The 14,098-nt window shown below is 36.0% G+C and carries 12 protein-coding genes and 1 other RNA gene; 9 read left to right on the top strand and 4 right to left on the bottom strand.

Translation table 11 applies throughout. The features are described from left to right. Position 1 precedes the first annotated feature (1 nt). Positions 2 to 1,630, bottom strand: coding sequence for an ABC-F family ATP-binding cassette domain-containing protein (locus Q360_RS0104430; protein ID WP_027076022.1), 1,629 nt, complete (start codon positions 1,628 to 1,630; stop codon positions 2 to 4). A 179-nt stretch (positions 1,631 to 1,809) separates the two neighbouring features. Here Q360_RS0104430 and Q360_RS0104425 point away from each other — a divergent pair, with 179 nt between their 5' ends. Next, positions 1,810 to 3,192, top strand: coding sequence for a hypothetical protein (locus tag Q360_RS0104425; RefSeq protein WP_027076021.1), 1,383 nt, complete (start codon positions 1,810 to 1,812; stop codon positions 3,190 to 3,192). A 41-nt stretch (positions 3,193 to 3,233) separates the two neighbouring features. On the opposite strand, the gene Q360_RS0104420 is transcribed toward Q360_RS0104425, so the two are convergent. Both Q360_RS0104420 and ffs read right to left on the bottom strand, forming a co-directional pair. Then, on the bottom strand, positions 3,234 to 4,040 hold the full coding sequence (locus tag Q360_RS0104420; protein WP_027076020.1) for an SDR family oxidoreductase: 807 nt from the start codon (positions 4,038 to 4,040) through the stop codon (positions 3,234 to 3,236). A gap of 126 nt (positions 4,041 to 4,166) precedes the next feature. Beyond that, positions 4,167 to 4,265: signal recognition particle sRNA small type (gene ffs, locus Q360_RS25070), an RNA gene on the bottom strand. Positions 4,266 to 4,408: 143 nt separating this feature from the next. On the opposite strand from ffs, the gene Q360_RS0104415 reads away from it, so the two are divergent. From Q360_RS0104415 to Q360_RS0104380, 8 genes are all read left to right on the top strand, one after another. Next, positions 4,409 to 5,464: a glutaminyl-peptide cyclotransferase gene (locus Q360_RS0104415; protein ID WP_027076019.1), complete on the top strand. Its 1,056-nt coding sequence runs from the start codon at positions 4,409 to 4,411 to the stop codon at positions 5,462 to 5,464. A 1-nt stretch (position 5,465) separates the two neighbouring features. Further along, positions 5,466 to 5,855, top strand: a complete 390-nt coding sequence (locus Q360_RS0104410; protein WP_027076018.1) for an acyl-CoA thioesterase — start codon at positions 5,466 to 5,468, stop codon at positions 5,853 to 5,855. A 44-nt stretch (positions 5,856 to 5,899) separates the two neighbouring features. After that, positions 5,900 to 7,429 carry a hypothetical protein gene (locus tag Q360_RS0104405; RefSeq protein WP_036195032.1) on the top strand — a complete coding sequence of 510 codons (1,530 nt, stop codon included), beginning with the start codon at positions 5,900 to 5,902 and terminating at the stop codon, positions 7,427 to 7,429. 149 nt (positions 7,430 to 7,578) lie between these two features. Continuing rightward, positions 7,579 to 8,310 carry a LytR/AlgR family response regulator transcription factor gene (locus Q360_RS0104400; protein WP_027076016.1) on the top strand — a complete coding sequence of 244 codons (732 nt, stop codon included), beginning with the start codon at positions 7,579 to 7,581 and terminating at the stop codon, positions 8,308 to 8,310. Between the two features lie 139 nt (positions 8,311 to 8,449). Further along, positions 8,450 to 8,626 (top strand): hypothetical protein, encoded by a 177-nt coding sequence (locus Q360_RS25625; protein ID WP_156950005.1) that lies wholly within the window; start codon positions 8,450 to 8,452, stop codon positions 8,624 to 8,626. Positions 8,627 to 8,752: 126 nt separating this feature from the next. Further along, positions 8,753 to 10,810 (top strand): tetratricopeptide repeat-containing sensor histidine kinase, encoded by a 2,058-nt coding sequence (locus tag Q360_RS0104390; protein ID WP_027076015.1) that lies wholly within the window; start codon positions 8,753 to 8,755, stop codon positions 10,808 to 10,810. A gap of 11 nt (positions 10,811 to 10,821) precedes the next feature. Further along, positions 10,822 to 11,499, top strand: a complete 678-nt coding sequence (locus Q360_RS0104385; RefSeq protein ID WP_316931499.1) for a response regulator — start codon at positions 10,822 to 10,824, stop codon at positions 11,497 to 11,499. Positions 11,500 to 11,889: 390 nt separating this feature from the next. Then, positions 11,890 to 12,540, top strand: coding sequence for a hypothetical protein (locus Q360_RS0104380; protein WP_027076013.1), 651 nt, complete (start codon positions 11,890 to 11,892; stop codon positions 12,538 to 12,540). Between the two features lie 14 nt (positions 12,541 to 12,554). Here the strand turns inward: Q360_RS0104380 and Q360_RS0104375 are convergent, their stop codons facing one another. Further along, a complete protein-coding gene (locus Q360_RS0104375) occupies positions 12,555 to 13,844 on the bottom strand; it encodes a serine hydroxymethyltransferase (RefSeq protein WP_027076012.1) in 1,290 nt (429 codons plus the stop codon). Positions 13,845 to 14,098 lie beyond the last annotated feature (254 nt).

Below are 14,098 nucleotides of genomic sequence, written 5' to 3'. Positions count from 1 at the left end.
GCTAAACTGGAACTGCATACATCTTGCCCCTCTGCTCCTTCAATGCCTTGTCAGACATGTATTCATCAAACGTGGAATAGCGGTCAATATTGCCTTTTGGAGTTAATTCTATAATCCTATTTGCCACGGTTTGAGCAAATTCATGATCATGCGTAGTGAATAGAACAGTACCTTTAAAATTCTTTAAAGAGTTATTAAATGCAGTAATACTTTCAAGATCTAAGTGGTTGGTTGGTTCGTCTAGCATAAGCACATTAGCTCTTAGCATCATCATTCTGCTCAACATACATCGCACTTTTTCTCCTCCAGAAAGCACTGTACATTTTTTTAATGCTTCTTCACCACTGAACAACATCTTACCCAAAAAGCCTCTGATATATACTTCTTCGCGTTCTTCTTCTGTTGTTGCCCATTGGCGTAACCAATCTACTAAATTAATATTTTGTTCAAAATAATGGGAATTATCGGCCGGAAGGTAGGATTGCGTTGTCGTTACCCCCCATTGAAAAGTACCTTTGTCCGCTTTTCTATTGCTGTTTATGATTTCATAAAAAGCACTTGTAGCTCTTGAGTCCCTCGAAATTATTGCAATCTTATCACCCTTAGAAAGGTTAATATTTACATTGTTAAATAAAACCTCTCCTTCAGCAGTCGTTGCAGAAAGACCGTCAACATTCAATATTTGGTCTCCTGCTTCCCGCTCCCTTTCAAATATGATAGCCGGGTATCTTCTGCTAGAAGGTTTAATATCATCAATCTTTAATTTAGACAACATCTTCTTTCTAGAGGTTGCTTGTTTACTTTTAGCCACGTTAGCACTAAATCTCATGATAAATTCCTGGAGTTCCTTTGCCTTTTCCTCAGATTTCTTATTCTGCTGTGCTCTTTGCCTTGCCGCCAGTTGGCTGCTTTCGTACCAAAAAGTATAATTACCAGAGTACAGGTTCAGTTTGCCAAAATCTATATCTCCTATATGAGTACAAACGGTATCCAAAAAGTGACGGTCATGCGAAACAACGATTACCGTATTCTCGTAGTCTGCCAAGAAATGTTCTAACCAGTTGATGGTTTCATAATCCAAATCGTTGGTAGGCTCATCCATAATAAGCACATCGGGGTTTCCAAAAAGCGCTTGGGCCAATAAAACCCTTAGCTTTAATTTTGAATCCATATCGGACATAAGGGTGAGATGCTGTTCAGCATTAATTCCCAGATTGGATAATAATGATGCAGCGTTACTCTCCGCATTCCAACCGTTCATCTCCTCGAACCGTACCTGCAGTTCCCCTATTCTATCTGCGTCTTTATCATCATAATCTGCATAAAGAGCATCGATTTCTTTCTTAATTTCGTAAAGCGGTTTGTTTCCTTTGACCACGGTTTCTAATACGGTAAAAGTATCGGACGAGTTGTGGTTCTGTTCCAAGATGGACATCCTTTTGGTAGGTTCTAAATGTACATGCCCCGAGGTAGGATCTATCTGACCTGACATAATTTTAAGTAAGGTTGACTTTCCAGCACCATTGGCACCGATAATTCCATAGCAATTTCCTCGTGTAAAAGAAACGTTTACTTCATCGAATAACACCCTTTTTCCGAATTGGACCGATAAATTAGATACAGATAACATAACAACTTTATTTTTAAAATCGGTGCAAAAATAGCTAATTTTATACGGGTAAGCTAACATTCTTACGGCCTATCAGGTTTGCTTATCTTGATATATTAACCCCTATAATATTTAACGCATCATTAACAGCATTGGAGATAGGTCTTCCTTAAATTTGGTTTGAATAATTCTGTTTTTATATGAAGAAATTTTTACTTCTTGTAATTGTAATTTTTGCAGCAGGCTGCACTTCTATAGAAAAAAAGGATTACGTATTATTTGCAGGGGAAATTGTTAATCCTAGTAGTGACTACGTGGTACTATTAAAAGGTACTAAAGTAATCGACTCTGCCAGGTTGGATGGTACAAACAGATTTACCTTTAAATTCAATTCCGTTGAGGACGGACTTTACCATTTTAACCATGCCCCCGAATTCCAATACGTTTATCTGGAACAAGGTGATAGTTTGATGGTTCGTTTGAATACACTTTATTTTGATGAGTCCTTAGTCTTTTCTGGAAGTAATGAAAATCTTAATAATTTTTTATTAGAACTTTTTTTAACGCAAGAAGAAGAGGAACAAACGGTTCGTAAGGAATATTATAATTTAGAATCTACTGAATTTACAGACAAGATAAATAAACTTAGAAGGGATAAGCTCAAAACTCTTAACGTAATAAATGAAGAGTCCAAATTATCGGAAAAGGCGTTTAGAATAGCGAAAGCAAGTATTGACTATACGTATTATACGTATTTGGAGATATACCCCTTTGAGCATAAAAGAAAGCTTAGCGAACATGGCCTTCATGACATGGACGCTAATTTTTATGGTTATAGACAAAATATAAGCTATAACGATACAGAGCTAAGTTACTTAAGACCCTATTACGATTTTATGAAATCCCACCTTGGTAACCTTTCTTATATGACGTGCAAACATAGCTGTAAAGACAGTGCAGCCAGCACAAAAAAACAACTACATTTTAATATACATAAATTACATGTGATTGATAGCTTAGTAGTAGAGAAAGAGCTTAGGGACAATCTTTTTAGAAATGTTGCATTCGATTATTTGTTAAAGGAGCACGATTCTCCTAGCAATAATAAAATGTTCTTGGATGATTTTGTAACCGTTTCGGGAAATAATATGCACATAAAGGAAATAGAAGAACTTTATGAAGGAATTCGTAACATACAGCCCAATAACCCAATACCATCAATACCCGTTTTATCCGTAAACGACGAGTCCGTAACCTTGACTGAAATAGCAAGAAGTAAAAAAACGGTTTTCTACTTTTGGACGGGCACGAATAAGTCGCATTACCAAAATATTTTTAAAAGAGTAATTCAGCTTTCTAAATCGAAACCTGAATTAGATTTTGTTGGGATAAATTTTCAAACGGACAAAGCAAACTGGAAAAGAATAATAGAGAGTTCAGGACTAGATATGGATAAACAATTTAAGTCAGAAAATTTTGAGGAAGCCACTCAAAAGTTAGTCATTTACCCAATGAACAAATGTATTATCACGGACGATGCCCTTATTGTTGATGCTTTTTCCAATATTTATGCGAAATTTTAAGCATCCAAAGAATAAAAATTTTGGAAATTTCATATTCCTATTTAATTGCTATAGTTTAATAACAGTTGCTCATACCATTTATCAGGCAATATGCGTTTTAATATTACAGAGAATTTTTGCATAAAAGACCCTACTTTATAGTGTATTTTTGGGTATTCTGTATTCATTATTTCATCTACCAGTTTAGCTACCTCCAAGGGGTTGCCCCCTGCCTCCACATGGTTATCGATTGTCGTTAAGGTTTTACTATAAACTTTTTGATAGGGAGAACCTTCTTTAACAGGCGCATGATAGCGTCCAGAGGCTATATTTGTCGCGAAATCTCCAGGAGCGATACAGGTAACTTGAATTCCAAATTCTCGGGTTTCCAGTCGCAGGCTCTCCGTTATTATTTCTAACGCCCCTTTTGTTGCTGAATATATTCCCCTATAAGGTAGCCCCATGTAGCCGGCAATCGAGGTTATATTTATTACCAGGCCACTATTTTGAATACGCATTTGCGGTAATACCGTTTTAATTACGTTTAATGGGCCATTGAAATTAGTGTCAAATGCTTTTAGAATTTCGATATTCGGTGTCTCCTCTAAAGGGCCCGTAATACCTACACCTGCATTATTAATCAATACATCTAAACGTCCTTCCTTTTTTATCAGCTCAGAAACTGCTAACAGGATACTTTTAGGCTCTCTAACATCCATCTCCAATAGGGAGAACGCCACAAAATCTGGATACTTAGAAATATTTCGCGTAGTCCCATAAACGATATGTCCTTTTGTCGTTAAATATGTACCAATCGCTTTTCCAATTCCAGAAGAGCCACCAGTAATAAGTACAGTTTTAGATTTCATTCTGTTCTAAATTAAAACATATCATTGGAAGTAATGTACTGATGTTTCGTTGTACTTAAAATAATTGGCAAGTTAAAATCTAGTATAGCGAAGAGTGTTATCTAAAGCTAATTTTAAAGCACAAAAAAAAGGCAAGCTACCTACATCGCACCGCTACAACCATATACCCTTGCTGTGTTCCCACCCTGGGGGATTCTAAAGGAGCTGGTCGTGTAGGACTTGCCAGTTGCAAATATACAATCTTTTAAATCTTTCACAATTCTTTTAGAATCTAAATTTTATCAAAAATGAAGGTTTACTACAGAAGAGGATAAGTGCTTCCGTTTGTATGTCTTACTTTTGTAATTTCATTTTATAATTTTTGTATCATGAGTTATCTGAAAATTTTATGTGCAGGTGTTTTTCTTGCCTTCATTGCATCTTGCGGAAGTGGAAATCAGAAGCCATCTTCTTTATTTGATATCGTATTAAACGGTAATAAAACTACGCTACAACAAGGAGATAAGCTCGGAGTAAGTATTAAGAATTTGACTGATATAAAGATACAAAAAGTGGTATACCGTATCGATGAAACAACGCTAAAAATAGATGGGAATATCCTAGAATTAGATATTCCTAAATTAGGCAATAAAACGCTGATTGCCTCCATTACATATGACTCAAAGACTGTGGAAATTTCTAAAAATTTAAAAGTTCTTGCAGCCAAGGCTCCAGAAATTTATACCTATACTATTCTTAACGAATTTCCGCACGACAATAAAGCATACACCCAGGGATTGGAGTTTTATAATGATACCCTTTATGAAGGGACAGGAAAAAATGGTAGGTCCTTTCTTCGTAAAACTGATTATAGCACCGGAAAAGTGTTGCAGCAGATAGATTTGGACAAAATATATTTTGGGGAAGGGATTACGATTTTAAACAACAAAATATACCAGTTAACATGGCAAAGTAAAAAAGGATTCATATACGACAGAAAAGAGCTTAAAAAACTAGATAATTTTCAATACGGAGAAAGTACCAAAGGTTGGGGTCTTGCCAATGATGGGGAAAAGCTTTTTAAAAGTGATGGTACTGAAAAAATTTGGTTTTTAAATCCTGATACCATGATGGAGGAAGGTTATATAGAAACAGTTACCAATTCATCAATCTTTAACAAGGCTAATGAATTGGAGTACGTAAATGGAAAGCTGTATGCTAATGTATATCAAAAACCGAGTGTTATGATTATTGATGCGAAAAGTGGCGCCATCGAAGGCGTTGTTAATTTTGGAGGATTAAGTGCTAAAATAACTAAAACGGAAAATTGGGTAGCTACGGATAACGTACTAAATGGGATTGCATACCACCCTACCAGAAAAACATTTTTTGTTACGGGAAAAGATTGGGATATCCTCTTTGAAGTAGAACTCCATAAGAAATAAGATGAATAGCTACCAAAAGGAATGCATAGTAACCCAAGATGATTTAGACGATCTCGAGCATGTTAATAATGTACGCTATGTACAGTGGATACAGGACATCTCTAAAGCGCATTGGCAAGCCATGGCACCAAAAGATATTCAAGAAGAAGTGGTTTGGGTGGTGATGACACATCATATCGAATACAAAACTGCCGCCATACTCAATGACGAAATTTTATTAACTACATATATAAAGAATAGCAAAGGTGCAAAATGTACTAGGGTGGTAGAAATACGTAATAATAGAACAAAGACCTTATTAGTTCGTTCTAGTACAGAATGGTGCCTATTGAACAAAGCGAACTTTAGACCCATGAGAATATCTGAAAGAATCGAAAATATTTTTTTGTAATCGGACTACAACCTAATACTACCACTGTGCGTAAACCTATTTTTATGGTTGTTATCCTACTAGGAATAGTGCTTTGGAGCAGTTCCTGTCGTAAGAATTTTGAATATGCACCAAGCGCGGGAAATCTTTCGTTTTCTAGGGATACCGTTTTTTTAGATACGGTTTTCAACACTATTGGCAGTAGTACCTATGCACTTAAAGTATATAACGAAACGCGTGACGATGTCGTTATTCCATCTATTAGACTTGAGAAAGGTCCTGCTAGTTTTTATAGGTTGAATGTGGATGGCGACGCTGGAAAAGACTTCAAAAACATACCTCTAAAGGCCAGGGATAGTATGTTTATATTTATAGAAACTACTGTGGAAATTGGTGAAAGACCAGAAAATAATATCTTATATACAGATGTACTTGCATTTGATTCTGGAATAGACCAACAAGAAGTACGCTTGGTAACTTTAGTAAAAGATGCTGTTTTTCTTTATCCACGAACTAGTACCGATGGTACTAAGGAAACCATTCGCTTCTCGGTTGATGCAGAGGGTAACGAAATACGTGTCGAAGGTTTTCAATTAACAGATGACCAATTAAGGTTTACAAATGAGAAGCCTTACGTAATATATGGCTACGCAGCGGTGGCAGCGACAAAAGAATTGATTATTGATTCCGGCGCCAGGGTACACTTTCATAAGGAATCTGGCTTGTTGGTGCAAGAAGGGGCATCTATTAGCATTAATGGGGAACTGAGCAAAGACCCAGAATTGATGGAGGGAGAGGTTGTTTTTGAGGGCGATCGGCTAGAACCATCTTTTTCTGATATTCCTGGGCAGTGGGGGTCTTTTTGGATTGCGAGCGGCAGCAGCGACAATAGCATAAACTACGCAACCATTAAAAATGGAAGTATAGGACTTTTTGTAGAAGGAGATAACCAACTCCTATCCCCTACGCTCACTATAAACAACAGTCGTATATTCAATAATTCCAGTCATAACCTTTGGGCCAGAACCGCATTTATTGAAGCTAAAAACTTGGTGCTAGGAGGTTCAGGTAGCGCTTCTCTTTATTGTAATCTGGGAGGAAACTATAGTTTTACTCACTGCACCATCGCTAACTTTTGGAATAATGGCTTCCGAACAAGCGCTGCGGTAGCAATAGACAATTTTACTTTAGTTTCTGAAACGAATATCCTTAGTAGTGATTTGATACAGGCAGATTTTCGCAATTGCATTATAGACGGTAATTCACCACTAGAACTTAGTTTGATATTTAATGAAACAGCCCTGTTTAACTATAGCTTTGAGCACTGTATGCTAAAGTTCAATGACTTTAGCATGCAATTATCAGACAATCCCCTGTACAATTTTAAGGATGAAGTCAGATATAAGAGTATCCTACTAAACCTTGATGCTGATTTCTTCTTCTCTCTAAGAAATGATTTTAGAATAGGATTGGATTCCGAGGCAATTGCTAACGGAGGATTGGAGGTTGCCAAAGAAGTTCCGATAGATATTTTGGGAACTGATCGGGCTTTAGCTCCAGATATTGGAAGTTACCAAGCTGTAGAAAAGGAATAGCACTTCGTTTCTACCAACCAAATTGAAAGTATTTTCTTTCAAAGTACTTAATAATAAGTCGATTAAGACAAAAACCTCCATTTTTATAAGGACATTCTAATATGATTTCTTAAACAGTATTGGTACATTGCTTACATAAGATTTTTATTTTGGACTACTCTTATACTATTATAGATTCAGATGCCGTTTCCAAGTTGCAGCTTCAGTCATTTTTGGAAGAGTACGGGGACTTTGATTGTGTAGGATTCTCAAAAACTGCCAACGAAGGTTTAAACAATGTTCTTAAATTTAATCCAGATATTGTTTTTGTTCATTTAAATGACCAAGCAGCACCCCTGTTACAAATGGTAATAGAACTGCACCAGTACATGTCCCAGATTCCAATTTTTATAGGGCTAGCTAAAACAAAGAATTACGCCTACGAAGCTATAAAGAATAATTTTTTTGATTATTGGTTACAGCCTTATAATGAATTTGATATTCGCAAGTCGATTTTAAAGCTCAGAAAAACGGCGCCAAAAGAAAAAGCTCCGGAAACACTTTGCCTTAAATCATATAATGACTTTCACTTTCTAGACACTCGGGAAATTCTTTACTTACAGGCAGATAATAACACTACCGAGTTTTTTATGGCAGACGGTACTGTAAACAATGCGTATAAGACCCTAAAAACCTTTGAAAAAAAGCTTCCCAAGAACTTTGTGCGTATACATCAAAGTTATATTGTTAATACGGACTATATATCCCGTATCAACTTTGGTAAGAACAACTGCGCTTTAAAGTCAGTAGCTAAACCACTCCCCTTTTCAAAATCTTACCGTGAAAATATGGATACTCTGAAACAGATTCTCTCTAAAAAGTCGGTTTCCAACCTTAATTAATCAAATACTCTCAAAACCCGTCCGTTTACTCACAGATTCTGGTCATTTCCTTAAAGAACTTTCGTTTCCTTTCTATTGTGTAGGAAGCGTATTACTTTGGTAACAGAAAGCAGAGCATGTTTAACCAAAATAATATAAAATGAAAAAATTATTAAGTATTGTAGTAGTAGCTTTAATGGCATTTGGCTTAGTAACATACGTAGCAGAGAAAACAGCAAATGAATTCGACATCATGAGCGATTTAAATACCATGTTAGCCTGTGGTAATTGTTCTACTGGATCTCAGGATCGTCCACCACCAAAAGATTTAGCTTAATAATATATTTCTTACAAAAATAAAAAGCCTTAGACACTTAGTTTAAGGCTTTTTGCTATCTTGTAATTAATGTTATCTAGCTACCTCACTTTAAACAATAAAATCTGTGTATGCACCCTACTACTAATGGGAATGTTTTATCCAACAGTACTCAATGCTCAAAACACCCAACTAGTTAAAGATGAGAAAGTAGATAGCATGGCCATCTACCTAACCATAGGTAGAAGCGACTTTCCTCCTACAGAAAGATTGGGTGCGCTGATAAAAGGACTACAGTATGCAGAAAAGATAAAAGTAGATACAGCAAAATCTAAGGCCTTCTCCAAACTCTCTTATGCCATATACCAATATGGGGATTCTATCTTATTCCGACAAACCAACCGAACCGCTATTGCATTATCAAAACAAGTCAAGGACTCCATAGCCTTGGCAGAAGCGTATTGGGACCTTGGGGCTTTTTATCATCGAATTTCAGTGCGGGACAGTGCGTATTATGCTTATTCCCAAGCGCAACAACTATATGAGGCTAAAAATAATCCTTCGCTTTCCGGTAGATTGTTGCTTTATATGGCTAACCAACAAGAAGTAGTTAAAGATTACCTGGGCAGCGAGGCCAATGCTATATTAGCGATTCAGCGTTTAAAACCCTTACATAATTTTAAGCAACTATCCGCCTGTTATAATCTATTGGGAGTCATAACCAAAGACCTAGGGGATTATGATAAAGCGATTGAATATTATAATGAAGCGAGTTTTTATGCAAAAAAACTAGATGCTAATGGAAGTCTACTATTAAGTATCAAAAATAACGTAGGAGTGGTGTACCAGCGTAAAAAAGACTTTGCAAGTGCTATTGATAATTTTGAAGCTATTTTAAGTGCGGATAGCATTAAAATAAAAGAGGCCAAATTATATTCCATCGCCTTAAACAACCTTGCGTTTAGTAAAATTCAATTAAAAGATACTTTTGGGGTCAAAAACTTAATTCAAGAATCCATTAGAATAAAGGATAGCCTTGGACTAGAAAGTTCTACAGCTACTTGTTATATGAGCCTTGCAGAATATTATTGGTTAAAAAACGATACTGTAGCATCAATTTCTACTGCTTCAAAATCAAGAACAATTGCGCTCGAAAGCAGTAACAATGAACAGCTTTTGGAAACACTTGAATTTTTAACAAAAATTGATACAAAAAACGCATCGAAACATGCCGTAACCTATTACACCTTAAACCATCGCTTACAAAACGAAGAGCGACAGACGCGAAATAAGTTTGCCAGAATTCGTTTTGAGACCGATGAATTCATTGCAGAAAACGAAGTTCTTTCTGAGGAAAAAGAGCTGTTATCGAGGCAAAATCAAATCTGGGCAGCAGTTGTAGCAGGATTATTTTTTTTAGTAATTGCCGTATACATTATAGTAAATCAGCGATCTAAAAACCAAAAATTAGTTTTTCAACAGCAACAGCAAGCAAATAATCAGGAAATATTTAACCTGATGTTAGCACAAAAGCAAAAGGTAGATGAGGTAAAGCGTATGGAGCAAAAAAGAATTTCTGAAGAGCTGCATGACGGGATTCTAGGGAAAATGTTGGGCGCCAGAATGGTGCTTACTGGCCTAAACAAAAAAGCAGATACAGGCGCTATACAAGAAAGGTCTGGAGCTATTGTTGCTTTGAAAAATATAGAAAGTGAACTCCGATCTATATCACATGAGTTAAGCCATACCGCATATCAAAAAACAAATAACTTTGGAACTTCTATAGAGGCGCTTTTGGATTCTGCGAAGGACAAACCAATGAACACTATATTCAATTACAACGAAGATAAAGATTGGGATGGCTTGCTTGGAGATATAAAGATTAATGTATACCGTATTATCCAAGAAAATTTTCAAAACGCCATAAAACATTCTGGTTGCTCTAATTTCTTTGTTAACTTTGAGATGGATTTTGATGTGTTTTTAGTAACCATTGGAGATGACGGAAAAGGTTTTGTTTTTGACAAGGAGAGAAAGGGAATTGGTATTCGGAATATTAAATCTAGGGTAAAAAAAATGAATGGGACCTGGACCATAGATACCTCCCCTAATAGAGGTACCGTTATGAAATTAACTATACCAGCACAATTTAGTACAATACCAAATAATGATGTCTTGGAAAATAATGAGCTAGGCATTAATTAAAAAATATACGAATGGAAAATATGCAAACCATAAGGATTTTGGCGGTAGATGATCATGAAATGACCACCCTAGGCTATAAATACATCCTTGAGGATTCCGAGTTTGAAAATTTTAACGTTAAGGTTGAAATTGCAAAAAGCTACGATATAGGTAAGGAAAAAATAGAGTTTTCTTCGCGTTCGTTACGATATGACATTATTTTATTGGACATACAGTTATTCCCACCGCAATCCAAAGATCCAAGAAGTGGTGTGGATTTGGGAGTCTTGGCAAGACAGCTCGTACCGGGTTCGAAACTGGTGTTCATGTCCTCCTTCAGTGATAACTACAGAATCAACAATATTTTTAAAACGGTAGACCCCGAAGGATATATGGTGAAATCTGAAATAGATGAGCTCTCGTTAAAAGCTATGGTAGAGACCGTCATCGATAGACCACCTTATTATACAGCAGGAGCATTAGCCGCTATGAGGCGCAAAATGTCAAACGATATTGCATTGGATGACCAAGACCTTAAAATTTTATATCACTTATCGCTAGGTGTAAACACACGTGATATCGCACCATTAATAGCCTCTACTAACACTACGGTAGAAGCTAGGAAGCGTCAATTAAAATCTATTTTTGGTGTTAAGAACGGAAATGATTTGGCACTCATGGAAGAAGCTAGAAAAAGAGGTTTTCTTTAATCTCACAAATATCTTTAATAGTTAGAATTCTCCGAAGCTCTGCCTCGTAGGTTTTAGAGGAAAGTTTGAAAACAGATAGTTTTCATAAAATGTTACAACTTTCTTCCGTTGAATACCTCGATGGCTCCACCTCGAGGATTATTTATTTGCCTAATTCTTGTATCAAAATCGAAATTAAGGTTCGACACTTAGATCAGTTACTTTTCTGGTAGTTCTTAGTAAATCGGCAAAACACAAGTTTTTATTACATTATTAGAGTCAAATAGGTGATATTCTTTAGAAAAATAGAATATCCTCCACATTTCTAAGGCTATCCTAGTGTCTGAAATTAACGATTAACAATACCTTTATGATGGAATTGATTATTTAATATCCGATAGTTGAAAACATATGGAGAATTTTGAGTTGATACCCCCAACAAAATTAGATGAAAATTCTGGTGTCATAGGTCTAGATCTTTACCTAAAATCTTTAGAAAGACACTATTTTTCTGAAGTCTCATTGAGGAGCTATACGTCTAGTGATGGAACGCTGGAAATGACTATTGATATGAATTGTCAGATGGAACTTTTGGAAGTGTTGGAATTTCATAACAAAAGCAGATGGGGGTTTAACAGCACTGGTATATCGCCATTGAAAGAGAGTTTTGATATCCTAACAGAACAAAACAATATAAAATTGGATATTGAGGAACTTACTTTGTTCCTAAACGATACAAGTATCATTATTAAGAAAATCCACTACCGCAGTATTCCTGAATTACTGGATGAAATTATTTATGAAATTGCCAACCACTATGTATATTTGACTATAGGTCTTACAGAAAAGCCCTATGAGATTTTCATACCTGTTTTCGAGGATAATGTTAGTGACAGTATAAGCGATAGCGGTGCACTTATCGAAAATAAACAAAAAACACCCAAGAGCTACTTCGAATTCTGGGGTGTCTATTTAGAATCACAAGATGATGCTTTCATATACGATCTTAATATAAATACATATATTTCTGCCGACCTTGATTTGTATATGATGGAGGATTAGTTACATTATAATAGTTATACTTTCTCTGGAGCACCAGTAAATATGGGTCTCGTATGCATCATTGTATTTACTTCTTTTTTAACATGAGCTATGATAGTAGCGTCTTCAGGATTAGTGATGACCCTATCTATTAACCCAACAATCGTTTTCATGTCTTCCTCTAAAAGACCTCTAGTAGTGATGGCAGGTGTACCAAACCGAATTCCTGAGGTAACAAATGGTGATTTATCATCAAAAGGAACCATATTTTTATTCGCAGTTATATCTGCAAGTACTAATACCTTTTCCGCATCTTTACCAGAAATATTTTTATTACGTAAGTCTATAAGCATCATGTGGTTATCTGTTCCTCCAGATATTATATGATAATCTAAATCTACAAAGGCTTTCGCCATCGCATCGGCATTTTTCTTTACCTGCCACATATATTCAGAAAACTCTTCCGTTAACGCTTCACCAAAAGCAATCGCCTTCGCTGCAATAATATGCTCTAGAGGTCCTCCTTGGTTTCCAGGAAATACCGCAAGGTCCAACAGAGCGGACATTTTACGTAATTTTCCATTCTTTAGCGTAATACCAAACGGGTTATCGAAGTCTTTACCCATTAATATAAGGCCGCCACGCGGACCACGCAATGTCTTATGTGTTGTTGTTGTAACAATATGGCAATGTGGGATAGGATCACTTAATATTCCTTTTGCGATTAATCCGGATGGATGAGAAATATCAGCCAATAGCAAGGCATCAACACTATCTGCAATTTTACGAAAACGCTCAAAATCCATATCCCTAGAATATGCCGATGCTCCAGCGATAATCAATTTTGGACGCTCTTTTAATGCTATTTCTTGAATTTTATCATAATTCAATAGACCTGTTGCTTCATCAACCCCATAAAAAACAGGGTTGTAAAGCCTTCCAGAAAAGTTAACTGGGGAACCATGGGTAAGATGGCCACCATGTGAAAGGTCAAAACCTAATATCGTATCCCCGGGTTTCAAACAGGCATGATAAACTGATACATTTGCTTGGGAACCTGAATGCGGTTGAACGTTGGCATAGGTAGCTCCAAAAAGCTCTTTAGCTCTATCAATAGCTAGTTGTTCTACTTTATCAACGACTTCACAACCACCATAATAACGCTTACCTGGGTATCCTTCAGCATATTTATTAGTCAAAACCGAACCTGAAGCTTCCATTACTTGCGGACTGGTAAAATTTTCTGAAGCAATCAATTCTACACCATTAATCTGGCGCTGTCTTTCTTCTTCGATTAACTCAAAAATGCGATTATCCCTTTGCATAGCGTTTTATTATTATTTTGAGCTACAAAAATACGAATAGCTTGTGATTCCATTAGAATTATTTAACTCATAAATTTTATTATTTATTAATAACTAGTTAACAATCAAAAAGAAATATAGACAAAAAATGAACTTGTTAAAATGTCCCAAGGTTATATACAAAAGCAGTACTTACACTAATTCGATTTCTTTTGCGTTATCGTCTTGTGTCTTTTTGGCACAGAGATTGAAATACCAAACCAAACATTAAAATA

The sequence above is a fragment of the Maribacter antarcticus DSM 21422 genome (assembly GCF_000621125.1).
Classification (GTDB): Bacteria; Bacteroidota; Bacteroidia; order Flavobacteriales; family Flavobacteriaceae; genus Maribacter; species Maribacter antarcticus.
Note: the sequence above shows the minus strand (reverse complement) of the source record. Positions and strands in the feature narration are given on the sequence as shown.